This is a genomic window from Streptomyces lichenis (genome assembly GCF_023218175.1).
GTDB classification, from domain to species: Bacteria; Actinomycetota; Actinomycetes; order Streptomycetales; family Streptomycetaceae; genus Streptomyces; species Streptomyces lichenis.
In genome coordinates this window covers 1-22,250 of sequence record NZ_JALPTH010000036.1, presented here as the reverse complement: position 1 = coordinate 22,250, position 22,250 = coordinate 1, and the positions used below count along the sequence as shown (strand labels likewise).

Annotated in this window: 22 protein-coding genes; 5 read left to right on the top strand and 17 right to left on the bottom strand. The window is 73.2% G+C overall.

Annotated elements, in window-relative coordinates; translation table 11 throughout:
- Positions 1–38: 38 nt before the first annotated feature.
- Positions 39–1,799 (bottom strand): lysine--tRNA ligase, encoded by a 1,761-nt coding sequence (lysS, locus tag M1O15_RS27920; RefSeq protein ID WP_248636982.1) that lies wholly within the window; start codon positions 1,797–1,799, stop codon positions 39–41.
- A 193-nt stretch (positions 1,800–1,992) separates the two neighbouring features.
- On the opposite strand from lysS, the gene argS reads away from it, so the two are divergent.
- The gene (argS, locus tag M1O15_RS27915) at positions 1,993–3,765 is read left to right on the top strand and encodes an arginine--tRNA ligase (protein WP_248636981.1); all 1,773 of its coding nucleotides are present in this window, start codon (positions 1,993–1,995) and stop codon (positions 3,763–3,765) included.
- Positions 3,766–3,821: 56 nt separating this feature from the next.
- On the opposite strand, the gene M1O15_RS27910 is transcribed toward argS, so the two are convergent.
- Together M1O15_RS27910 and M1O15_RS27905 are read right to left on the bottom strand one after the other, a co-directional pair.
- Positions 3,822–3,968 (bottom strand): hypothetical protein, encoded by a 147-nt coding sequence (locus M1O15_RS27910; RefSeq protein WP_248636980.1) that lies wholly within the window; start codon positions 3,966–3,968, stop codon positions 3,822–3,824.
- Between the two features lie 159 nt (positions 3,969–4,127).
- The gene (locus tag M1O15_RS27905; RefSeq protein WP_248637013.1) at positions 4,128–4,424 is read right to left on the bottom strand and encodes a winged helix-turn-helix transcriptional regulator; all 297 of its coding nucleotides are present in this window, start codon (positions 4,422–4,424) and stop codon (positions 4,128–4,130) included.
- A gap of 99 nt (positions 4,425–4,523) precedes the next feature.
- On the opposite strand from M1O15_RS27905, the gene M1O15_RS27900 reads away from it, so the two are divergent.
- A complete protein-coding gene (locus M1O15_RS27900; protein ID WP_248636979.1) occupies positions 4,524–4,847 on the top strand; it encodes an imine reductase family protein in 324 nt (107 codons plus the stop codon).
- A gap of 24 nt (positions 4,848–4,871) precedes the next feature.
- On the opposite strand, the gene hemB is transcribed toward M1O15_RS27900, so the two are convergent.
- The 6 genes from hemB to M1O15_RS27870 all read right to left on the bottom strand — a co-directional run bounded on the left by hemB (position 4,872) and on the right by M1O15_RS27870 (position 11,589).
- On the bottom strand, positions 4,872–5,870 hold the full coding sequence (gene hemB / locus M1O15_RS27895; protein ID WP_248636978.1) for a porphobilinogen synthase: 999 nt from the start codon (positions 5,868–5,870) through the stop codon (positions 4,872–4,874).
- A gap of 207 nt (positions 5,871–6,077) precedes the next feature.
- Positions 6,078–7,745: a bifunctional uroporphyrinogen-III C-methyltransferase/uroporphyrinogen-III synthase gene (locus M1O15_RS27890; protein WP_248636977.1), complete on the bottom strand. Its 1,668-nt coding sequence runs from the start codon at positions 7,743–7,745 to the stop codon at positions 6,078–6,080.
- Positions 7,742–8,701 carry a hydroxymethylbilane synthase gene (hemC, locus tag M1O15_RS27885; protein WP_248636976.1) on the bottom strand — a complete coding sequence of 320 codons (960 nt, stop codon included), beginning with the start codon at positions 8,699–8,701 and terminating at the stop codon, positions 7,742–7,744. The genes M1O15_RS27890 and hemC overlap by 4 nt, the downstream gene beginning before the upstream one ends.
- Before the next feature lie 2 nt (positions 8,702–8,703).
- Entirely contained in the window at positions 8,704–10,053 is a 1,350-nt protein-coding gene (locus tag M1O15_RS27880; protein ID WP_248636975.1) for a glutamyl-tRNA reductase, read from the bottom strand.
- Positions 10,050–10,862: a redox-sensing transcriptional repressor Rex gene (locus M1O15_RS27875; RefSeq protein ID WP_248636974.1), complete on the bottom strand. Its 813-nt coding sequence runs from the start codon at positions 10,860–10,862 to the stop codon at positions 10,050–10,052. The genes M1O15_RS27880 and M1O15_RS27875 overlap by 4 nt, the downstream gene beginning before the upstream one ends.
- 436 nt (positions 10,863–11,298) lie before the next feature.
- Complete coding sequence (locus tag M1O15_RS27870) at positions 11,299–11,589, bottom strand: glutaredoxin family protein (RefSeq protein WP_248636973.1); 291 nt, start codon at positions 11,587–11,589, stop codon at positions 11,299–11,301.
- A gap of 126 nt (positions 11,590–11,715) precedes the next feature.
- Here M1O15_RS27870 and M1O15_RS27865 point away from each other — a divergent pair, with 126 nt between their 5' ends.
- The 3 genes from M1O15_RS27865 (at position 11,716) to M1O15_RS27855 (ending at position 15,298) form a co-directional block, all read left to right on the top strand.
- On the top strand, positions 11,716–12,660 hold the full coding sequence (locus M1O15_RS27865; RefSeq protein WP_248636972.1) for an HAD family hydrolase: 945 nt from the start codon (positions 11,716–11,718) through the stop codon (positions 12,658–12,660).
- Positions 12,661–13,020: 360 nt separating this feature from the next.
- Complete coding sequence (locus tag M1O15_RS27860; RefSeq protein WP_248636971.1) at positions 13,021–13,800, top strand: ECF subfamily RNA polymerase sigma factor, BldN family; 780 nt, start codon at positions 13,021–13,023, stop codon at positions 13,798–13,800.
- 238 nt (positions 13,801–14,038) lie between these two features.
- Positions 14,039–15,298, top strand: coding sequence for a DUF5667 domain-containing protein (locus M1O15_RS27855; protein ID WP_248636970.1), 1,260 nt, complete (start codon positions 14,039–14,041; stop codon positions 15,296–15,298).
- Between the two features lie 82 nt (positions 15,299–15,380).
- Here M1O15_RS27855 and M1O15_RS27850 read toward each other — a convergent pair whose 3' ends face one another.
- From M1O15_RS27850 to M1O15_RS27815, 8 genes are all read right to left on the bottom strand, one after another.
- Positions 15,381–16,430 carry a lysophospholipid acyltransferase family protein gene (locus tag M1O15_RS27850; RefSeq protein WP_248636969.1) on the bottom strand — a complete coding sequence of 350 codons (1,050 nt, stop codon included), beginning with the start codon at positions 16,428–16,430 and terminating at the stop codon, positions 15,381–15,383.
- Between the two features lie 16 nt (positions 16,431–16,446).
- Complete coding sequence (locus M1O15_RS27845; RefSeq protein WP_248636968.1) at positions 16,447–17,532, bottom strand: NAD-dependent epimerase/dehydratase family protein; 1,086 nt, start codon at positions 17,530–17,532, stop codon at positions 16,447–16,449.
- Positions 17,533–17,695: 163 nt separating this feature from the next.
- Complete coding sequence (locus M1O15_RS27840) at positions 17,696–17,794, bottom strand: 30S ribosomal protein bS22 (protein WP_003948845.1); 99 nt, start codon at positions 17,792–17,794, stop codon at positions 17,696–17,698.
- Positions 17,795–17,950: 156 nt separating this feature from the next.
- Positions 17,951–18,163: a helix-turn-helix domain-containing protein gene (locus tag M1O15_RS27835; RefSeq protein ID WP_105870973.1), complete on the bottom strand. Its 213-nt coding sequence runs from the start codon at positions 18,161–18,163 to the stop codon at positions 17,951–17,953.
- 129 nt (positions 18,164–18,292) lie between these two features.
- Complete coding sequence (locus M1O15_RS27830) at positions 18,293–19,108, bottom strand: phosphatase (RefSeq protein WP_248636967.1); 816 nt, start codon at positions 19,106–19,108, stop codon at positions 18,293–18,295.
- Positions 19,109–19,202: 94 nt separating this feature from the next.
- Positions 19,203–20,378 (bottom strand): acetoin utilization protein AcuC, encoded by a 1,176-nt coding sequence (locus M1O15_RS27825; protein ID WP_248636966.1) that lies wholly within the window; start codon positions 20,376–20,378, stop codon positions 19,203–19,205.
- Complete coding sequence (locus M1O15_RS27820; RefSeq protein WP_248636965.1) at positions 20,347–21,528, bottom strand: MFS transporter; 1,182 nt, start codon at positions 21,526–21,528, stop codon at positions 20,347–20,349. The genes M1O15_RS27825 and M1O15_RS27820 overlap by 32 nt, the downstream gene beginning before the upstream one ends.
- Before the next feature lie 52 nt (positions 21,529–21,580).
- Positions 21,581–22,228 carry an HAD family hydrolase gene (locus tag M1O15_RS27815; protein WP_248636964.1) on the bottom strand — a complete coding sequence of 216 codons (648 nt, stop codon included), beginning with the start codon at positions 22,226–22,228 and terminating at the stop codon, positions 21,581–21,583.
- Positions 22,229–22,250 lie beyond the last annotated feature (22 nt).

The following is a 22,250-nucleotide window of genomic DNA, read 5'->3' as shown; positions in this document are numbered from 1 at the left end:
CCGGCGATCGGCGGGGCCCAGGCCTGTGTCCGTACCGGTCAGGCGGCGGTCGCCAGCAGCGTCCGGACCCGGTCGGCGCCGACCGCGAGCAGCAGGGTGGGCAGCCGGGGGCCGGTGTCCCGGCCGACCAGCAGCCGGTAGAGCAGGGCGAAGAAGGTGCGCTGGGCGACCTTCAGCTCCGGCGTCGGCTTGGCCTCGGGGTCGAGCCCGGCCATCACCTTGGGCACCCCGTAGACCAGGGTGGTCAGCCCATCCAGCGACCAGTGGCTGTCCAGGCCCTCCACCAGCAGCCGCAGCGACTCGCGCCCCTGCTCGTCCAGCGAGCCCAGCAGCTCGGTGTCCGGCTCGGTGCGCACCACCGTCCGCTGGTCGGCGGGGACCTGGGTGGAGATCCAGCTCTCCGCCCGGTCCAGCCGGGGCCGGACCGCGTCCAGCGAGGTCAGCGGGTCGGACGGGTCCAGCTCGCTGAGGATGCGCAGGGTCTGCTCCTCCTGGCCGCCGGTGATGTCGGCGACCGAGGCGAGGGTGCGGTACGGCAGCGGGCGCGGCGTACGCGGCAGCTCGCCGCCCGCGGTGTGCACCGCGCGGGAGTGCGCGGCCGCGTCGGCCGGCAGCACCGAGCCGTCGGCCACCTTGGACTCCAGCTTGTCCCACTCGTCGTACAGCCGCTGGATCTCCTGGTCGAAGGCGATCTTGAACGACTGGTTCGGCCGGCGGCGGGCGTAGAGCCAGCGCAGCAGCGGCGCCTCCATGATCTTCAGGGCGTCGCCCGGGGTGGGCACCCCGCCCCGCGAGGAGGACATCTTGGCCATGCCGGAGATGCCCACGAAGGCGTACATCGGGCCGATGGGCTGCACCCCGTCGAAGATCTCGCGGACGATCTGCCCGCCGACCACGAAGGACGAGCCGGGCGAGGAGTGGTCCACCCCGCTGGGCTCGAAGATCACGCCCTCGTACGCCCAGCGCATCGGCCAGTCGACCTTCCACACCAGCTTGCCCCGGTCGAACTCGCTGAGCTTGACCGTCTCGGTGAAGCCGCAGACGCAGGAGTACGTCAGCTCGGTGGTCTCGTCGTCGTACGCGGTGACGGTGGTGAGGTCCTTGCCGCAGCCGCCGCAGTACGGCTTGTACGGGTAGTAGCCGCCCGCACCGCCGGAGCCGTCGTCCTCGGCGGCCGCGCCGGAGCCCTCGGCGGCCTCCAGCTCCGCCTCCTCCACCGGCTTCTGCTGCTGCTTGGCCTGCTGCTTCTTCGGCTGGCCGGTGGCCTTGTCCTTGGTCCGGTACCGGTCCAGGATCGCGTCGATGTCGCCGCGGTGGCGCATGGCGTGCAGGATCTGCTCGCGGTACGCGCCGGAGGTGTACTGCGCGGTCTGGCTGATCCCGTCGAACTCCACGCCCAGCTCCGCCAGCGAGGCGGTCATCGCGGACTTGAAGTGCTCCGACCAGTTGGGGTGCGGGGAGCCGGCCGGGGCGGGCACCGAGGTCAGCGGCTTGCCGATGTGCTCGGCCCAGGACGCGTCCACGCCCGCGACGCCGTTCGGCACCTTGCGGTACCGGTCGTAGTCGTCCCAGGAGATGAGGTGGCGCACCTCGTGGCCCCGGCGGCGGATCTCGTCGGCGACCAGGTGCGGGGTCATCACCTCGCGGAGGTTGCCCAGGTGGATCGGGCCGGACGGGGAGAGCCCGGAGGCGACGACGACCGGTTTGCCAGGCGCACGTCGCTCCGACTCGGCGATGACCTCGTCCGCGAAACGGGAGACCCAGTCGGTCTCGGTGCTGCTCTGAGCCACGATCGGCACGTCCTTGCTTCTCTTCGGTGCTGGCTGGTCGTCGGTCCCGGGGGCGCGGAACGGGGCGCCCGCCCCGGGAGAGGCCATTGTCCCAGACAATGCGTTTGCGCCGCATGGGAGAATGGCAGCCGCAGCCGCCGGGGCCCCCGGGCCCCGCACATCGGCGGCCGCCACGACGACGACCACGACAGGAACGGAAGCCATGGCCTCGGTGCCCTCCCTCGCTTCGACCGTCCAGCAGCGCCTCGCGGACGCCCTCACGGCCACCCTGCCGGAGGCCGGGTCCGCCGACCCCCTGCTGCGACGTAGCGACCGGGCCGACTTCCAGGCCAACGGCATCCTGGCGCTGGCCAAGAAGCTCAAGGGCAACCCGCGCGAGCTGGCCGCCAAGGTCACCGACGCGATCTCCGCCGACGATCAGGCCGACGACCTCTTCGACGGCATCGAGGTGTCCGGCCCCGGCTTCCTCAACATCACCCTCACCGACCGGGCCATCGTCCGGGCGCTGGCGGCCCGGGCCGCCGACGACCGGCTCGGGGTGCCGCTGGCGCCCGCCCCGGGCACCACGGTCATCGACTACGCCCAGCCGAACGTGGCCAAGGAGATGCACGTCGGCCACCTCCGCTCGGCGGTGATCGGCGACGCGATGGTGCGGATCCTGGAGTTCACCGGCGAGAAGGTGGTCCGGCGCCACCACATCGGCGACTGGGGCACCCAGTTCGGCATGCTCATCCAGTACCTCACCGAGCACCCGCACGAGCTGGACCACGAGAGCGGCGCGGAGGTCTCCGGCGAGGAGGCGATGTCCAACCTCAACCGGCTGTACAAGGCCTCCCGGGCGCTGTTCGACTCGGACGAGGAGTTCAAGGCCCGCTCCCGGGACCGGGTGGTGGCGCTCCAGTCCGGCGACGAGCGGACCCTCGCCCTCTGGCAGCGGTTCGTGGACGAGTCGAAGATCTACTTCTACTCGGTGTTCGACAAGCTGGACATGGAGATCGCCGACCCGGACGTGGTCGGCGAGTCCGGGTACAACGACATGCTGGAGGAGACCTGCCGCATCCTGGAGGAGACCGGCGTCGCCGTCCGCTCCGAGGGTGCGCTCTGCGTCTTCTTCGACGACGTCAAGGGCCCCGACGGCAACCCGGTGCCGCTGATCGTCCGCAAGTCCAACGGCGGCTACGGCTACGCGGCCACCGACCTCTCGGCGATCCGCGACCGGGTGCACCACCTGGGCGCGGACACCCTGCTGTACGTGGTGGACGCCCGGCAGTCGTTGCACTTCAAGATGGTCTTCGAGACCGCCCGCCGGGCCGGCTGGCTGAACGAGCGGACGCACGCCGTGCAGCTGGCCTTCGGCACGGTGCTCGGCAAGGACGGCAAGCCGTTCAAGACCCGTGAGGGCGAGACGGTCCGGCTGGTGGACCTGCTGGACGAGGCCGTGGAGCGGGCGGCCGCGGTGGTCCGGGAGAAGAACGAGGACCTCAGCGAGGACGAGGTCGCCGAGCGGGCGGCACAGGTCGGCATCGGCGCGATCAAGTACGCCGACCTGTCGACCTCCGCCTCCCGGGACTACAAGTTCGACCTGGACCAGATGGTCTCGCTCAACGGCGACACCTCCGTCTACCTCCAGTACGCCTACGCCCGGATCCGGTCCATCCTCCGCAAGGCGGGCGACGCGCGCCCGGCGGCCCACCCCGAGCTGCCCCTGGCCCCCGCCGAGCGCGCCCTCGGTCTGCACCTGGACCAGTTCGCGGAGGTCCTGGCGGAGGTGGCCGAGTCCTACGAGCCGCACAAGCTGGCCGCGTACCTCTACCAGCTCGCCTCGCATCTGACGACGTTCTACGCCCAGTGCTCGGTGCTCGGCGCGGACACCCCGGAGCAGAGGGAGAACCGCCTCTTCCTCTGCGAGCTCACCGGCCGCACCCTCCACCAGGGCATGGAGCTGCTCGGCATCCGCACCCCCGAGCGGCTCTGAACGCACGACGTCGGCAAGGCTCCTCCCGTGTTCGTCCGGGAGGCCTTGCCGACGGTCTACTGGCCGCGGGCGTGCCGGCCCTCGGGCGTCCGCAGCGAGGGCAGCCGGAGAGCCACCGACCGGTGCTTGGCGGTGGCCTGCGGGAACTGGAGGAGCAGGGCCGCCGCCACCAGCGGCAGGATGAGCAGTACGAGGGTCACCATCGTCGTTCTTCCTTCCGTGCGTCGCGTCCGTCCCACTCCGCTTGACCGGATACGCGCCCCGAAAACCCCGGTTGTCCCTTCCTGCGATGGCATGCACCCCGGCGCACGCCTCCCACGACCCGCGCCCCGGCGGCTCCCGCACTCTGCCCACCCGCCCGGCTACTCCCCGGTCGGCGCCGCTCCCAGCACCTGGTGGCGGCCCCATTCGCCCAGCGGGGCCAGCGCCTCGTTGAGCTGCGCACCACGCGGCGTCAGCGCGTACTCCACCCGCGGCGGCACCTCGTCGTACGCCGTCCGCCGCACGATCCCGTCCGCTTCCATCTCCCGCAGCTGGGCGGTGAGCACCTTCTCGCTCACGCCCTTCAACTGGCGCCGCAGCTCACCGAACCGGACGGAGCCGTACTCCTCCAGCACCCAGAGCGCGAGCACCTTCCACTTGCCGCCGACCACGTACATCGCGGCGTCGATCCCGCACTGGAACCCGTCCGTTCGGCGCACGCCCCGCCCCCCACCTGCACCCTCACCAGCGGGTAACCACCCACTTCGAGGTACTACTTGATCACCGGGATGTACGGGATGTTCGCCGGCGCGGCCCAGGCGTTCGCGCTGGTCCGCCGGGACGGCCTGGACCCGGCGGCCTTCGCCGGGCTGCTCGGTCCCTGGCTGACCGCCATGGCCGGGCTGGTGCAGGAGTCCGGCGGCACCCCGGACGACGAGGGCTCCAGCCTCGCCATGCAGGTGGCGAGCACGGCGGTGCTGCTGCGCACCGCCGAGGAGCAGCGGGTGAGCTCCGAGCTGCTGACGCCCTACTACGCCCTGATGGCCCGGGCCCTGGAGACCGGCCGGCCGGCCGACAAACTGCTGCTCACCGAGGAGTGAGGAGGAGAGGACGGAGTACGGCGCTCAGCCGCGGTTCAGCCGCTGCGCGGCCTCGGTGGCCCAGTAGGTGAGGATCATCTTGGCGCCGGCCCGGCGGATGCCGGTGAGCGTCTCCAGGATGGCGGCGTCCCGGTCGATCCAGCCCTTCTCGGCGGCCGCCTCCACCATCGCGTACTCGCCGCTGATCTGGTACGCGGCCACCGGCACGTCCACCGCCTCGGCGACCTTCGCCAGGATGTCCAGGTAGGGGCCGGCGGGCTTCACCATCACCATGTCGGCGCCCTCTTCGAGGTCCAGCGCCAGTTCCCGCAGCGACTCCCGGGCGTTGGCCGGGTCCTGCTGGTAGGTCTTGCGGTCGCCGCGCAGCGAGGAGCCGACCGCCTCCCGGAACGGGCCGAAGAAGGCCGAGGAGTACTTCACGGTGTACGCGAGGATCGCCACGTCCTCCTTGCCGATGGTGTCCAGGGCGTCGCGGACGACCCCGATCTGGCCGTCCATCATCCCGCTGGGGCCCACCACATGGGCCCCGGCGTCGGCCTGGACCTGGGCCATCTCGGCGTACCGCTCCAGGGTGGCGTCGTTGTCCACCCGGCCCTCGGCGTCCAGCACCCCGCAGTGGCCGTGGTCGGTGTACTCGTCCAGGCAGAGGTCGGACATGACCACCAGGTCGTCGCCGACCTCGGCGCGCACATCGCGCAGGGCCTGCTGGAGGATGCCCTCGGGGTCGGTGCCGGCGGTGCCGGCGGCGTCCTTCTTGGCGTCCTCCGGCACGCCGAACAGCATGATCCCGGAGACGCCCGCGGACACCGCCTCCACGGCGGCCTTCCGCAGGGTGTCCCGGGTGTGCTGGACGACCCCGGGCATGGCGGAGATGGGCACCGGCTCGCCGATGCCCTCGCGGACGAAGGCCGGCAGGATCAGATCGGCCGGGCTCAGCCGGGTCTCCGCGACCATCCGCCGCATCACGGGGGTCGTCCGCAGTCGCCGGGGCCGGGTGCCGGGAAAGGAACCGTACGAAGTCATACCCGTCACGCTACGCCCGCCCGGACCACCCGATTGCCGACACCCCGTCGGTCCGCCCCGGGGCCGGACGCCCCGCACTCGCCGAAGGCCCGCCCGGCGCGACCCCGGGCCGCCGAGGGCCCGGCCCCGTCCGCCGCCATCCACCGCCGGGTACGCCGGAGGCCCGGCCGGGAGCAACCGCTCCCGGCCGGGCCTCCGCACGCGTGCCTAGGTGGTCGACCGGCGCCGGCGGGCGCCCGCGCGGCGCTCGCTGGGGCGGGTGACCGGGTCGCCGGCCTCCAGCGCGGCGGCCCGGCGGCGCTCGCCGAACTCGGCCAGCGCCTCCGCCAGCTTGTGCACCGACGGCTCGGGCGAGAGCACGTCCACCCGCAGCCCGTGCTCCTCCGCGGTCTTCGCGGTGGCCGGGCCGATGCAGGCGATCACCGTCACGTTGTGCGGCTTGCCGGCGATGCCGACCAGGTTCCGCACGGTGGACGAGGAGGTGAAGAGCACCGCGTCGAAGCCGCCGCCCTTGATCGCCTCCCGGGTCTCGGCCGGCGGCGGCGAGGCGCGCACCGTCCGGTAGGCGGTGACGTCGTCCACCTCCCAGCCCAGCTCGATCAGCCCGGCCACCAGAGTCTCGGTGGCGATGTCGGCGCGCGGCAGGAAGACGCGGTCGATCGGGTCGAAGACCGGGTCGTAGGGCGGCCAGTCCTCCAGCAGCCCGGCCGCGGACTGCTCGCCGCTGGGCACCAGGTCCGGCTTGACTCCGAACTCGACCAGGGCCTTGGCGGTCTGCTCGCCGACCGCGGCGACCTTGATCCCGGCGAAGGCGCGGGCGTCCAGCCCGTACTCCTCGAACTTCTCCCGCACCGCCTTGACCGCGTTGACCGAGGTGAAGGCGATCCACTCGTAGCGGCCGGTGACCAGGCCCTTGACCGCCCGCTCCATCTGCTGCGGGGTGCGCGGCGGCTCCACGGCGATGGTCGGCACCTCGCTGGGCACCGCCCCGTAGGAGCGCAGCTGGTCGGAGAGCGAGGCGGCCTGCTCCTTGGTGCGCGGCACCAGGACCTGCCAGCCGAACAGCGGCTTGGACTCGAACCAGGCGAGCCGGTCGCGCTGCGCGGCGGCGCCGGCCTCGCCGACCACGGCTATCACCGGGCGGTGGCCCTCCGGCGAGGGCAGCACCTTGGCCTGCTTCAGCACCTGGGCCACCGAGCCCAGCGTCGCCGACCAGGTGCGCTGGCGGGTGGTGGTGCCGGCGATGGTCACCGTCATCGGGGTGTCGGGCTTACGGCCCGCCGACACCAGCTCGCCGGCGGCCGCGGCCACCGAGTCGAGCGCCGAGGAGACGACCACCGTGCAGTCCGAGGCCCCGGCCTCGGCCCAGCAGCGGTCACTGGCGGTGCCCGCGTCGACGAAGCGCACATCGGCGCCCTCGGCGTCGCGCAGCGGCACCCCGGCGTAGGCGGGCACCCCGACCGCGGTCGCGACCCCGGGCACCACCTCGAAGGGGATGCCCTCGGCGGCGCAGGCGAGCATCTCGGCGCCGGAACCGCCGTCGAGCCCCGGGTCGCCGCTCACCGCACGGACGACCCGCTTGCCGCCCCGCGCGGCCTCCATGACAAGATTGGCCGCATCCCTCAACACGGGGACACCGGCGCTCATTGACGCCTCGTCGACGACCGTCAGCTCGGGCGTGCTCACGCCCGCGCGGGCATGGCCGCGGACGACGTCGAGCACCTCCGGTTCGGCGATCAGCACGTCCGCGCCGGCCAGCGCCTCCACGGCGCGCAGCGTCAGCAGACCGGGATCACCGGGTCCGGCGCCGAGGAAGGTGACGTGCCCGCACGCGGAGAACGCCGAGGAAACCTGGGATGCAGTGGTGGGGCTCAAAGTGCTCGCTCCCCCATAAGACCGGCCGCACCCTTGGCCAGCATCTCGGCCGCGAGTTCGCGGCCGAGGGCGACGGCGTCGTGGTGCGACGCGGGTACGGGACCGGTGGTGGACAACTGCACCAGCGCCGAGCCGTCGGTGGTACCGACGACGCCGCGCAGGCGCATCTGATGAACATCCTGTCCGTCGGTCTGGAAGTCGGCGAGCGCGCCCACGGGGGCGGAGCAGCCGGCTTCCAGAGCGGCGAGCAGGGACCGCTCGGCGGTCACGGCGGCCCGGGTGTGCGGGTCGTCGAGCGCGCCGAGCGCGGCGGTGAGCTCGGCGTTCGCCGCCGGGCACTCGACCGCCAGGGCCCCCTGGCCGGGGGCGGGCAGGACGGTGTCGACGGCGAGGAAGTCGCTGACCTCACCGCCGCGTCCGATCCGGTTGAGCCCGGCCGCGGCCAGCACGACCGCGTCCAGTTCCCCGTTGCGCACGTAGCCGACACGGGTGTCGATGTTCCCGCGGATCGGCACGCAGCTGATCTCCATGCCGTGGCTGCGGGCGTACGCGTTGAGCTGCGCCATCCGCCGCGGCGAGCCGGTGCCGACGCGGGCGCCGGCCGGCAGCTCCTCGAAGGCCAGTCCGTCCCGGGCGACCAGCACGTCCCGCGGGTCCTCGCGCCTCGGCACGGCGGCCAACGCCAGTTCCTCGGGCTGCGCGGTCGGCAGGTCCTTCAGCGAGTGGACGGCGAAGTCCACCTCGCCGGCCAGCAGCGCGTCCCGCAGCGCGGTGACGAAGACACCGGTGCCGCCGATCTGCGCCAGGTGCTCGCGGGAGGTGTCGCCGAAGGTGGTGATCTCCACCAGCTCCACGGGGCGGCCGGTCAGCTGCCGCACGGCCTCGGCGACATGCCCGGACTGGGCCATGGCGAGCTTGCTCCGCCTGGTCCCCAGCCTCAATGCCCTGTCGGTCATTCTCACCCTCGATTCGGGTCGTTCACGTCGGCCCGGCTGACGGCGGCGACCGTCTCCGGGTCGAGGTCGAAGAGTGTGCGCAGCGCGTCGGCGTATCCGGCGCCGCCGGGCTCCCCGGCCAGCTGCTTGACCCGTACCGTCGGCGCGTGGAGCAGCTTGTCCACGACGCGGCGCACGGTCTGGGTGATCTCGGCGCGCTCCTTGTCGGCGAGGCCGGGCAACCGGCCCTCCAGCCGGGCCATCTCGGAGGCGACCACGTCGGCGGCCATGGTGCGCAGCGCGACGACGGTGGGCGTGATGTGGGCGGCGCGCTGGGCGGCGCCGAAGGTGGCGACCTCGGCGCCGACGATGGCGCGCACCCGGTCGACGTCGGCGGCCATCGGGGCGTCCGCGGCGGCCTCGGCCAGCGACTCGATGTCCACCAGGCGCACACCGGGCAGCCGGTGGGCGGCGGCGTCGATGTCGCGGGGCATGGCGAGGTCCAGCAGCGCGAGCGGGGCGGCGCCCGGTCCCCGGCCCTGGGCGGCGGCCTCGATGTCGGCGGCCTTCAGGACCAGTCCGGTCGCCCCGGTACAGGAGACGACGACGTCGGCGCGGGTCAGCTCGGCGGGCGCGTCGGCCATGGCGACCGCGCGGGCGGCGACACCGGTGCCCCCGGGCTCGGTGAGGATCTGTACGAGCCGGGAGGCGCGCTCGGCGGTGCGGTTGGCGATGACGACCTCGGCGATGCCGGCCCGGGCGAGGGTCGCGGCGGCCAGCGAGGACATCGAGCCGGCGCCGATGACCAGGGCGCGCTTGCCGTGCGCCCACCGCTCGACCTCGGCCCCGGCCGCCAGCTGCTCCAGGCCGAAGGTGACCAGGGACTGACCGGCCCGGTCGATGCCGGTCTCGCTGTGGGCCCGCTTGCCGACCCGCAGCGCCTGCTGGAACAGGTCGTTCAGCAGCCGTCCGGCGGTGTGCAGCTCCTGGCCGCGGGCGAGCGCGTCCTTGATCTGGCCGAGGATCTGGCCCTCGCCGACCACCATGGAGTCCAGTCCGCAGGCCACCGAGAACAGGTGGTGGACGGCCCGGTCCTCGTAGTGGACGTAGAGGTAGGGGGTGAGCTCCTCCAGGCCGACGCCGCTGTGCTGGGCGAGCAGCGTGGACAGCTCGGCGACCCCGGCGTGGAACTTGTCCACGTCGGCGTAGAGCTCGATCCGGTTGCAGGTGGCGAGGACGGCGCCCTCGGCGGCCGGCTCGGCGGCCAGGGTGTCCTGGAGCAGCTTGGTCTGCGCGTCGGGGTCGAGTGCGGCCCGCTCCAGCACGCTCACCGGAGCGCTGCGGTGGCTGAGGCCGACGACGAGGAGGCTCATGCCGGCATCACGGCGGGCATGTCCCCGTCAGGCCCGTTCCGGCCGTCGCCCGGCGCGTCGGCCGGGGCCGCCGGGGCGGCGGCGGTACGGGCGGCGACCGGGGGCGCCACCGGGGCGGCGGCGGCCGGGGCCGGGGCGCCGTTCTCCTCGCCGGCCTTGCGCTGCTCGTGGAAGGCGAGGATCTGCAGCTCGATGGAGAGGTCCACCTTGCGCACGTCGACGCCGTCCGGGACGGACAGCACGGTGGGCGCGAAGTTCAGGATGGAGGTCACCCCGGCCGCGACCAGCCGGTCGCAGACCTGCTGGGCCGCCCCGGCGGGGGTGGCGATGACGCCGATGGAGACGCCGTTCTCGTCGATGATCCGCTCAAGGTCGTCGATGAACTGCACGGCAATCCCGGCGACCGGCTTGCCCACCATCGCGGGGTCGGCGTCGATCAGCGCGGCGACCCGGAAGCCGCGGGAGGCGAAGCCCCCGTAGTTGGCGAGGGCGGCGCCCAGGTTTCCGATGCCGACCATGACGATCGGCCAGTCCTGGGTGAGCCCGAGCTCGCGGGAGATCTGGTAGACGAGGTACTCGACGTCGTAACCCACCCCGCGCGTCCCGTACGAACCGAGGTAGCTGAAGTCCTTGCGCAGCTTGGCGGAGTTGACCCCCGCCGCCGCGGCGAGCTCCTCGGAGGAGACCGTCGGCACGGAGCGCTCCGACAGCGCGGTCAGCGCCCGCAGGTACAGCGGGAGCCTGGCGACGGTGGCCTCGGGGATGCCTCGGCTGCGGGTCGCCGGTCGGTGAGTTCGGCCAGTTGCCACGGTGCTCCTGCGGGATGAGCTGGGCTGTGGGCGGCCGTGTGTCCAAGGACCGCCCCGTCGACAGCAGGCTATGTCTTTGTGAACGCGTGCACAAAGATGGTGTCCGATTTGTCCGCGCAAAGTGACCGGGCTCACGCACACCGATCGCGCCATCCCGGAACCGTCGTCCGAGGCGGCCCGTTGGGGAGCCGAAGGGGGCAAAGCCGTACACACTCCTTGGTACCGCGCCCCCGAACCGCAACAAAACGTACCCATGGTACCAGCCTTTCCCGGTCATCGCCGCCCCGTGAGCGTCCCTTTGCACACCGGAGCACGCCCCGCGCCACCGCCGCCCCGGACGCCCCCGGACGTCGATTTCCGGCCACGGCCACCGGCCCGCGGAGGGCCCACGGCCACCGGGCACGGCGGCGAAGCCCGGCGATGGCTCGGGACGCCCTCAGGACGCCAGCGCCCGGCGCAGCCGCTCCGGGTCGACCTTCCAGAAGGTGTGCTGCTCACCGTCGACCAGCACCACCGGGATCTGCTCCCAGTAGGCCCGGTGCAGCTCCTCGTCGCGGGTGATGTCCTTCTCCTCCCACACCGCGCCGGCCTCCTCGCACACCGCCGCCACCACCGTGCGCGCCTCCTCGCACAGATGGCAGCCCGGCTTCCCGATCAGGGTCACCGTCCGGGGCCCGGCCGCCGCCCCGTCCTTCTTCTTACTCGCCTTACCCGCCCGTCCGAACATGCGCCCATTCTCCCGCCCCGGCCGCCCTCCCCGGGACGATCTCCGCCACCCGCCCGCCGCCCGCTGTTCACACCATGGCATCCCCACAAGTCGGGCACGGCCGAACACAGTGGCTATGCTCACGGCATGGCCGCACTGGGATGGCTCACGCGACACCGGCGCCCCGCCACGGCGCGGAGCGTGCTGGCGGGCGAGGCGTCGGCCGAGGCCGCCCGCAAGACCTCCGCCGCACTGGAGACGCAGGAGCGGGGCACCGACCTCCCCGGCCTGCCTGTCGAACCGGTCTTCCCGGTCCAGGGCGACGTCCGGGCCGCCGCCTTCTTCGACCTCGACAACACCGTGATGCAGGGCGCCGCGATCTTCCACTTCGGGCGCGGGCTGTACAAGCGGAACTTCTTCCAGCGCCGCGAGCTGGCCCGGTTCGCCTGGCAGCAGGCCTGGTTCCGGCTGGCCGGCGTCGAGGACCCCGAGCACATGCAGGACGCCCGCGACAGCGCGCTGTCCATCGTCAAGGGGCACCGGGTCTCCGAGCTGATGAGCATCGGCGAGGAGATCTACGACGAGTACCTGGCCGACCGCATCTGGCCCGGCACCCGCGCGCTGGCCCAGGCCCATCTGGACGCCGGGCAGAAGGTGTGGCTGGTCACCGCCGCCCCGGTGGAGACGGCCACCATCATCGCCCGCCGGCTCGGGCTGACCGGGGCGCTGGGCACCGTCGCCGAGTCGGTGGACGGCGTCTACACCGGCAAGCTGGTCGGCGAGCCGCTGCACGGCCCCGCCAAGGCCGAGGCGGTACGGGCGCTGGCCGGCGCCGAGGGCCTGGACCTGGACCGCTGCGCCGCCTACAGCGACTCGCACAACGACATCCCGATGCTCTCGCTGGTCGGCCACCCCTACGCGATCAACCCGGACACCAAGCTGCGCAAGCACGCGCGCTCCCTGGAGTGGCGGCTGCGCGACTACCGCACCGGCCGCAAGGCCGCCAAGGTCGGCATCCCGGCCGCCGCGGGCGTCGGCGCCCTGGCCGGCGGGACCGCCGCCGCGGTCGCCCTGCACCGCCGCCGCCGCTGAGACCTCGCGAGAGCCCCCACCGGCCTGGCCGGGGCATGCGGAGGCACCCCGCCGCACCCCAAACCACCTTCCTACCCCCGTACCGCCGCGGCCAGACACACCCCGGCCACTCGGGCACAACAGATCGCCGACTCGGCCAGAATTTGCCACCATCCGATCAACAAGCGATCGGCAAGTGTGAACGATTCCGTCGCGAAGACGCCACAAAGACGACTGAATCAATGATTTGCGCAACTCGGTGTAGCGCTCCCTGCACTAAGCGTTATTCTCCTCAAACGCATACGGCAACCCAGCGCGTCGCTACGACGGGTGAATGGTTGGCGTACTGCACGTGATGGAAGCTCTGCCACTGGGAGTCCCGTGTACCCACACGTCGGGGTTGACGCCTCGGGCCTGGCTACGCTCCGCGCGACGGTCCTCGGCCACCTGCGCGGACTCGTCCCCACCGCGTACGCCGTCCCGGCCCTCGCCGCACCCGCGCTCGCCGGCCCCTGCTACGCGCTCGCCGACGGTGGTCCCGCCGTGGCCAGACGCGCCGGGCGCGGTGGTGCGGGCGCCCAGGCCACCGCCCGCCGGCCCACCGCGGACAGCGACAGCGCCCGGATGATGGACCTGGTGGAGCGCGCCCAGGCCGGCGAGGCCGACGCCTTCGGACGCCTCTACGACCAGTACAGCGACACCGTGTACCGGTACATCTACTACCGCGTCGGCGGCAAGGCGACCGCCGAGGACCTCACCAGCGAGACCTTTCTGCGCGCGCTGCGCCGGATCTCCACCTTCACCTGGCAGGGCCGTGACTTCGGCGCCTGGCTGGTCACCATCGCGCGCAACCTGGTCGCGGACCACTTCAAGTCGAGCAGGTTCCGACTGGAAGTGACCACCGGCGAGATGCTGGACGCCAACGAGGTGGAGCGCAGCCCCGAGGACTCGGTGCTGGAGTCGCTCTCCAACGCCGCCCTGCTGGAGGCGGTGCGCAAGCTCAACCCGCAGCAGCAGGAGTGCGTGACGCTCCGGTTCCTCCAGGGCCTGTCGGTCGCCGAGACCGCCCGGGTGATGGGCAAGAACGAGGGCGCGATCAAGACCCTGCAGTACCGCGCCGTGCGCACCCTGGCCCGGCTGCTGCCCGAAGACGCCCGCTGACGGGGCCGTACACCCGGTCCCGTCCCCAACTCACCCTCGGTGACGCCTCGATGACGCGCTGGTCGGATCATCTTCCGTGCGTAACCCAAGTGCCGCGACGCTCGTTGAGCGGGATGCAGGCTCCCTATGGTCGCCCCCTGAGCGCCGCTCCTCACTCGTTCGTGTGGACGGACTCAAGGTGTGCAACCCTCCGGACCCCCCGGGGAGTCGACCGTCATGACGAGAGGAGGTGCCGCCAGTGATCGCGAACGTATCGGCGCACCGGCGGGCGAACGCCTTCGCCCAGGCCCTGGAAGAGCAGTCGGCCACGCCGTCCGGGACCCCGGCCGAACCGACCGCCGAGCCGTCCGCCGAGTCGGCCGGGCAGGGTCGGCTGCTGGCCCTGGCGAGCGGACTCGGCGAGCTGCCGAAGCCGGAGCTGGACCCGGAAGTGAAGGTGGTGCAGCGAGCACAGCTGGTCGCCGCCATGGAGGCCATGTTCGCCGAGGGCGGCGCGTCCGCGGGCCCTACGGTGCCCCCGCAGCGGGCCCGCGGCGGGCGGGGCGCCCATCGCGCCACCGGGCTGCGGAGGTTGCGCCCCCGCTCCCGCTGGTCCAAGGGCCTGGCCGCCGGCGGGCTCACCGTCGGTGTGGCGGCCGGGGCGTTCAGCGGAGTGGCCGCTGCCAGCTCCGACGCCCTCCCCGGTGACTCGCTGTACGGGCTGAAGCGCGGCATGGAGGACCTCAAGCTCGGCATGGCGGACGGCGACGCCGACCGCGGTGAGATCTACCTCGACCAGGCCTCCACCCGGCTCAGCGAGGCCAGACGCCTGCTGGAGCGGGACCGCGCCGGCGCCCTGGACCACGAGTCCCTGGGCGAGATCAGACGGGCCCTCAGCGGTATGCAGCACGACGCCGCCGAGGGCCACCGGCTGCTCCGCCTTGCCTACGAGCGGGACGGCGCCATCGCCCCGATGGCCACGCTCAGCTCCTTCACCCGCAGCCACCGCGACACCTGGAACGGCCTGCGCGACCGGCTCCCGGTCCAGCTCACCGACGTGGGCAACCAGGTCAGCGATGTCTTCGCCGCCATGGACGAGGACGTCCAGCCGCTCCAGGCCAAGCTCCCCCAGCCCCCGCAGCGCGGCGGCACCGGCGGCCGCACCTCCAGCCGCCCGCCGAGCGGCGCCACCCAGGACGCCCCCGGCAGCACCGAGCGCCCGGACGAGCAGTCCCCGACCGCCCCGGAGGCCCGGCCCACCGGAAGTTCCCCGAGCTCTCCCGGCAAGCCCGGCCCCACCGGCTCCCGCCCCACCGAGGACGACGGCCTGCTCGGCAACGCCCCCGGCGGCATCCTCCAGCCCGACCGGGACACCCCGCCACCCTCCGGCAGCGGCGGAGACGGCGGCGGTGGCACCGGCGGCCGGGACACCCCCGACCCGGCCCCGGACATCACCATCCCCCCGCTGCTGCCCGGGATCATCCCCGGCCTGGGCTTCGAGCAGGACGAGGAGCGCTAGCCCCCGGCGACGCGCAGAGCACGGCGAGGCCCCCTTCCCGGTCACGGAAGGGGGCCTCGCCATTGCCGAGACGGCGGCCGGCTCAGAAGAAGACCGACCGCCGCTGCACCAGCAGCTTGTACAGGGTGTGCTGGATCTGCTCGCGCACCTGGTCGGTCAGGTTGAACATCAGCATCGGATCCTCCGCCGCCTCCGGCGAGAACCCGTCCGTGGGGATCGGCTCCCCGAACTGGATCGTCCACTTCGTCGGCAGCGGCAGCAGGCCCAGCGGGCCGAGCCAGGGGAAGGTCGGGGTGAGCGGGAAGTACGGGAAGCCCAGCAGCCGCGCCAGGGTACGGGCGTTGCCGACCATCGGGTAGATCTCCTCCGCCCCGACGATCGAGCACGGCACGATCGGCACCCCCGCGCGCAGCGCCGTCGAGACGAACCCGCCCCGGCCGAAGCGCTGGAGCTTGTACCGCTCCCCGAAGGGCTTGCCGATGCCCTTGAAGCCCTCCGGCATCACCCCGACGACCTCACCGCGCTGCAGCAGCCGCTCCGCGTCCTCCGCGCAGGCCAGGGTGTGCCCGGCCTTGCGGGCCAGCTCGTTGACGACCGGCAGCATGAACACCAGGTCCGCCGCGAGCAGCCGAAGATGGCGCCCGGCCGGATGGTTGTCGTGCACCGCGACCTGGAGCATCAGCCCGTCCAGGGGCAGGGTGCCGGAGTGGTTGGCCACCACCAGCGCCCCGCCCTCGGCCGGGATGTTCTCGATGTCCTTCACCTCGACCCGGAAGTACCTGTCGTACAGCGGCCGCAGCAGCGACATCAGGACCTGGTCGGTCAGCTCCTCGTCGTAGCCGAACTCGTCCACCTCGTACTCGCCGGTGATCCGCCGCCGCAGAAAGGCCAGCCCGCCCGCGATCCGGCGCTCCCACTCCCCCGCGACGGCGGGCGGCTCGGACGCGGCACCGGAGTCGGCACCGGGGTCGCCGACCTCCGCGCCGGGCAGCGCGCTGACCGGCGCGGGGTGCTCCGCCGGCTCCCCGGCGGGCCGCCGCCCGGGCCCCGGACCGCCGCGGCGCCGCGCCGAGCGCTGCCCGCCGGGGCGCGGCCGGTCCTCGTCGAACGGAATGACCTTGGCGTCCGCCATCGTGAATCGCGCTCCCTCATCCGCCGCTGTGCGTGGTCGTGGCCCCCGTGCCGCCCGCTCCCCGTCCCGGCCCCGGCTGCGCGACCCGGTCGGCGATCCGGTCGACCGCCCGGCCCAGGACGGTCGGCGGCAGCAGCCCCCGGCCCCGGCTGCGCGCGAAGTCCGCGAAGGCCTCCACGGTCGTGTACGCGGGTTCGAACCCGAGCGTCTCCCGCATCTGCACCGTACTGACCACCCGACCGTGCGTCAGCAGCCGGATCTGCTCGGTGGAGAAGTCCGTGGCACCGACGGTGCGCAGGGCGCTGCCGACCCAGCGGACCGCGGGCAGCAGCACCGGCATCGTGGGCCGCCCCAGCCGCCGGGAGCACTGCGAGAGGGTGAGCACCCCGTCCCCGGCGATGTTGAAGGTGCCGCTGTTGAGGGTGGCCCGGCGCGGCTCGCGGGAGGCGATCCGCAGCACGTCGATCACATCGTCCTCGTGGACGAACTGGAGCCGGGGGTCGTAGCCGAACACCGTCGGCAGCACCGGCAGGGAGAGGTACTCGGCGAACGGGGTGTCCGCGGCGGGCCCCAGGATGTTGGCGAACCGCAGGACGCAGACCGCGACGTCGGGCCGCCGCCGGGCGAAGCCCCGGACATAGCCCTCGACCTCGGCGGCGTCCTTGGCGAAGCCGCCGCCGGGCAGCGACTTCGGCGGGGTGGCCTCGGTGAAGACCGCCGGGTCGCGCGGGGCGGAGCCGTAGACGCTGGTGGTGGACTTCACCACCAGCCGCTGCACCGAGGGCGACTTCTGGCAGGCACCGAGCAGCTGCATGGTGCCGATGACGTTGGTCTCCTTGACCGCGGTGCGGCCGCCGGCGCCCAGCGGGGTGCCGGTGACGTCCAGATGGACCACGGTGTCCACGTCGTACTCGGCGAGCAGCCGCCCTATCGTCGGCTGCCGGATGTCGGCGCGGACGAACAGCGCCTCACCCAGGTCGTGTCCGGGGGCCTCGGCGTCCACCGCGATGACCCGGTCCACGTCCGGGTCGCGCTGGACGCGGTGGACGAACCGGCCGCCGAGCTGCCGGGCCACGCCCGTGACGAGTACGGCCTTCCCCACGATCAGCGCCTTCCGCTCGGTCCTCGCCCCAGCCGCCACCGTAGCGGGTGACCGGCCGCCTGTGACGACCGCCGCACTCCGCTGGCGGAGGCGGGGGCCGGAAACAGCAGCGCGGCCCTCCCACCGCTCGGGTGGAAGGGCCGCGATGACGCGCGCGCGACGCTTACTTCTTGTTGCGACGCTGCACACGGGTGCGCTTGAGCAGCTTGCGGTGCTTCTTCTTGGCCATCCGCTTGCGCCGCTTCTTGATAACAGAGCCCACGACTACCCTCGCTCACTTCTCTTACTCGGTGCGGGGCGTCTGGGCCCACACGACCTACGTCGGCCTAGCGTACCCGCCCGAGCGTCACGCTCGTAATCCGAGGGGCCGCGGGACCCCGGCCCGCCCGTCATCCGAGGGGCCGCGGGACCACGGCGGCTACGCGCTCTCCACCCCCACGAAGGAGTCGCGGAGGTACTCGTGCACCGCCTGCTCCGGGACCCGGAAGGACCTGCCCACCCGGATCGCCGGCAGATGACCGCTGTGCACCAAGCGGTACACGGTCATCTTCGACACACGCATCACCGAGGCGACCTCCGCCACGGTCAGGAACTTGACCTCGTTGAGAGGCCTCTCACCAGCAGCAGCCATGACCCACCTGCACCTTCCGCCCGCGCCGCCCACCGGCTTCCCCTTCCGGTGACTCTTCGTCGCGGTGCGCTCACTCACCAGATTAGGGGCGGGTGATACGAGTGGGGAAGAGGAGCAGCCATCGTCCGTTTACCGTGCGAGACCCGCGTGTTGGAGTACGCGGCGGGCCGGCGGCCGGTACGCGGCGGTCGGCATGCCGTCGTCGAGCGGCACCGCGACCGCCACCCGCCCCTCGGCCTCCGCCACGAAGACGGCCGGATCGTCCGCGTCGGCCAGCCCGATCGCGGCAATGCCCAGCTGACCAGCCCCGCAGACCCAGCCGTGGTCCCCCACGACCAGCTCCGGCAGCCGGCCCCCGGCGTCCGCCGCCGCTTCCAGCACGGCCCGCACCGGCAGCGGCGAGTGGCTGTGCGCCCCGGGTGCGCCCCGCGTCCGCTCCTCGCCCGCGACCCTTACCAGCGCGACCCCCCGTACGTAGTCGAGCGTGTGCGTGCGTACGCCGAACCGGGTCGTTATGTCGACACATCTCCCCTGCGCGGGGGTGAGGACGGGACAGCCCGCCGCCGACAAAGCGTCTGCGAGCTCGCCGTAGAAAGGGAGCAACCGGTGCGGGTGTCCGGTGCCGAACAGCACCGCCTCCCTACGCTCGACCGCCTGCCGCAGCCGTACCGCGAACGCCTCCAGCGCGGCGAGCGTACGCTCCGGGTCGATGGTCTCCGGCCCCTCCCGGTACGCCGGGTCGGCCGACACCCCGCACCGCTCGGCCATCAGCCGCAGCACGTCCCCCCGGTCCCACCGCCCGGCCGGCACCAGCCCCAGCGTCACCCGGGGGTCCCGGTCCGCGAACAGCCGGTAGCTGCGCAGGCATCCGGCCCGGGTGGCGGACACCCGCCCGGCCAGCCCGTCCGCCAGCAGCCGCGCCCGCAACTCCTCGGTGGTCAGCACCCGCCGATGCTCCCGCGACCCGGGCCGCCGGGTCCCGGGAACGGCCCGCGCACCCCCCGGTCGGGCGACGCCCCGGAGCACCCGCGGCACCGGCTCAGGGCAGCAGGCCCCGCAGCGGGAACGCCGCCCGGCGGGCGGCCAGCACCGCCTGGTCCAGCCGGTCCGCCGGGTCGTAGCCGTCCTCCCAGGGCCGCCACTGAACGGGCCACCGCCCGTCCGTCATCCGCCCCGGCCCCAACTGCCGGGTCCGCGCGTACACCTCGTCCCGCCAGGAGGACGGGATCACCGACTCCGGCGCCACCTCGGCGTGCGCCGCGATGCCCACCAGATGGGTCCAGGAGCGCGGTACGACGTCCACCACCGCGTAACCGCCGCCGCCCAGCGCCACCCAGCGCCCGTCCGCGTACGCGTGCGCCAGCTCGTGGCAGGCGCTCTGCACGGCCCGCTGGGCGTCCAGCGACACCGCCAGATGCGCCAGCGGGTCCTCGAAGTGGGTGTCCGCCCCGTGCTGGGTGACCAGCACCTGGGGGCGGAAGTCCGCCAGCAGCTCCGGCACCACCGCGTGGAACGCCCGCACCCAGCCCTCGTCCCCGGTGCCCGGCGGCAGCGCCACGTTCACCGCGCCGCCCTCGGCCGCCCCCGCCGCGCCGGTCTCCTCCGGCCAGCCGGTGCCCGGGAACAGAGTCCGCGGATGCTCGTGCAGCGAGACGGTCAGCACCCGGGGGTCCTCCCAGAACGCCGCCTGCACCCCGTCCCCGTGATGCACGTCCACATCCACGTACGCCACCCGCTCCGCGCCCAGCTCCAGCAGCCGGGCGATCGCCAGCGAGGCGTCGTTGTAGACGCAGAAACCGGCCGCCGAGCCGGGCATGGCGTGGTGCAGCCCGCCCGCGAAGTTCACCGCGTGCGCCGCCTCGCCCCGCCACACCGCCTCGGCCGCGCCCACCGACTGCCCGGCGATCAGCGCCGAGGCCTCGTGCATCCCGGCGAACGCCGGATCGTCCAGCGTGCCCAGCCCGTAGTCCTGGTCCGCCGAGCCCGGATCGGCCGAGGCCGCCCGCACCGCCGCCACGTAGTCGGCCCGGTGCACCAGCCGCAGGGTGGACTCCCCGGCCGGCTTCGCGGCCACCACGTCCACCTTCCGGTCCAGCTCGTACGCCCGCACCAACCCCATGGTCAGTGCGAGCCGGACCGGGTCCATCGGGTGGCTCGGCCCGAAGTCGTACCCGGTTACTGCGTCATCCCACATCAACAGTGCGCGGCCGCTCATGACCGCCACCGTATCGGTCACCCGCCGCGCCGAACGCGCGGGCGTACCCTGCCGCCGCCAGCACCAGCACCATCGGCACCAGCATCGCCCCCCGGTGGCTCCACACCTCCCCCAGCGCGCCCACCAGCGGCGCCCCCACCAGGAAGCCGACGTAGTTGAAGACGTTCACCCGGGCCACCTCCGCGTCCCCCCGGGCCGCCGCGAACACCTGCGGCACCAGCACGCTCAGCCCCAGGCCCAGCACCGTGAATCCGGCCACTCCCGTCCACGGCCCCGGAGCCCCGGCCACCACCGCGAACCCGAGTGCGGCCAGCACCGCCCCGCCCCGCACCACCGCCACGGCCCCCAGCCCCCGCACCGCCCAGTCCCCCACACCCCGCCCCAACAGGGTCGTCACCATATAGGCGTTGTACGGCACGGTCGCCAACGCCTCCGAGCCCCCCAGCACATCGTGCAGATACGCGGCGCTCCAGTTCGACACGGTCGAGTCCCCGATGTACGCGACGGCCATCACCAGGCACAGCGGCAGCAGCACCCGCCCCGACCGCCCCCCGCCGCCTTTTTCCTCCCTCGTCTCCGTCCCCCCGTCCCGCACATACCACCGGCTCCCCACCAGCGCGGTCGGCAGCAGCACTCCCACCACCGGCAGATACGAGCCCCCCAGCGACACACCCTCCCGGGCCGCCCAGTACGCCAGCGAGGCCCCCACGATCCCGCCCAGGCTGTACGCCGCGTGGAAGCCGAGCATGATGGAGCGCCCGTACGCCCGCTGGAGGCCGACGCCGAGCATGTTCATGGACGCGTCCAGCGCGCCCACCGCCAGCCCGAACACCCCGAGCGCGACCGCCGCCTGCCAGAGCCGGTCCCCCACCGCCACACCGGCCAGCGCGAGCAGCACCACCGGCTGCGACCACCGCAGCACCGCCCCCGGCTCCGCCGCCCGCCGCTCCACCGCCCACCCGGCGGCCACGCTCCCCACCCCCGCCAGCACCGGCACCGCGGCGAGGAAGACCGGCAGCAGCCCGTCCGAGATCCCATACCGCTGCTGTACGGCGGGGATACGGGTCACCAGCAGCGCGAACGCCACCCCCTGCACCCAGAACGCCAGCCCCAACGCGCCCCGCCCGCGCCGCAACACCGTCGTGTCCATGGCGGCACAGCGTAGGCCGCCCCACCCCGTACCGGGGAGCCTGCGGGCAGGGTCAGCCCCGCAGCAGCTTCCCCAGCTCCCCCATGTCCCCGAAGTAGCCCTCCGCGCCCGGCAGTCGCTCCGCCGGGGTCATCGCCGTGAACGCGAACACATCCATCCCGGCGGCGTGCGCGGCCTGGACGCCGAGCGGGCTGTCCTCCACCACCGCACACCGCTCCGGGGCCACCCCCATGCGCTCGGCCGCGTACAGGAAGAGGTCCGGGGCCGGCTTCCCCCGTCCCACGTCCTCCGCGCTGAAGACGATGCCCTCGCCGAACCACCGGTCCAGCCCGGTGGCCCGGTGCCCCACCCGGATGCGCTCATGGCTCCCCGAGGACGCCACGCAGTACGGCACCCCGTCGGCGGTCAGCTTCTCCAGTACGTCCACCACCCCCGGCACCGGCCGCAGCTCCCGCTCGAACGCGGCGAAGACCCGGGCGTGGAAGGTGTCGTCGAAGTCGGCCGGCAACCGCCGCCCGGTGCGCTCCAGCACCAGGTCGTGAATGCGGTGCATGGCGGACCCCATGTAGTCCCGCAACGAGTCCTCGTAGGTAGTGGTGTGCCCCAGCTCGGTCAGATAGGCGGCGAGCATCCGGTTGGACAAGGGCTCGCTGTCCACCAGGACACCGTCGTTGTCGAAGACGACCAGGTCATAGCGCATATCAGCACCCTAGACGAGCCGC

Bases quoted from the DNA above. Each gene is read 5' to 3' on its own strand.
- hemC (WP_248636976.1), bottom strand. From the start codon at position 8,701: ATGACCGACAGGGCATTGAGGCTGGGGACCAGGCGGAGCAAGCTCGCC.
- M1O15_RS27815 (WP_248636964.1), bottom strand. From the start codon at position 22,228: ATGCGCTATGACCTGGTCGTCTTCGACAACGACGGTGTCCTGGTGGAC.
- argS (WP_248636981.1), top strand. From the start codon at position 1,993: ATGGCCTCGGTGCCCTCCCTCGCTTCGACCGTCCAGCAGCGCCTCGCG.
- M1O15_RS27820 (WP_248636965.1), bottom strand. From the start codon at position 21,528: ATGGACACGACGGTGTTGCGGCGCGGGCGGGGCGCGTTGGGGCTGGCG.
- M1O15_RS27910 (WP_248636980.1), bottom strand. From the start codon at position 3,968: ATGGTGACCCTCGTACTGCTCATCCTGCCGCTGGTGGCGGCGGCCCTG.
- M1O15_RS27825 (WP_248636966.1), bottom strand. From the start codon at position 20,378: ATGAGCGGCCGCGCACTGTTGATGTGGGATGACGCAGTAACCGGGTAC.
- M1O15_RS27870 (WP_248636973.1), bottom strand. From the start codon at position 11,589: ATGTTCGGACGGGCGGGTAAGGCGAGTAAGAAGAAGGACGGGGCGGCG.
- M1O15_RS27850 (WP_248636969.1), bottom strand. From the start codon at position 16,430: ATGGCGGACGCCAAGGTCATTCCGTTCGACGAGGACCGGCCGCGCCCC.
- M1O15_RS27865 (WP_248636972.1), top strand. From the start codon at position 11,716: ATGGCCGCACTGGGATGGCTCACGCGACACCGGCGCCCCGCCACGGCG.
- M1O15_RS27880 (WP_248636975.1), bottom strand. From the start codon at position 10,053: ATGAGCCTCCTCGTCGTCGGCCTCAGCCACCGCAGCGCTCCGGTGAGC.
- M1O15_RS27905 (WP_248637013.1), bottom strand. From the start codon at position 4,424: ATGTACGTGGTCGGCGGCAAGTGGAAGGTGCTCGCGCTCTGGGTGCTG.
- hemB (WP_248636978.1), bottom strand. From the start codon at position 5,870: ATGACTTCGTACGGTTCCTTTCCCGGCACCCGGCCCCGGCGACTGCGG.
- M1O15_RS27835 (WP_105870973.1), bottom strand. From the start codon at position 18,163: ATGGCTGCTGCTGGTGAGAGGCCTCTCAACGAGGTCAAGTTCCTGACC.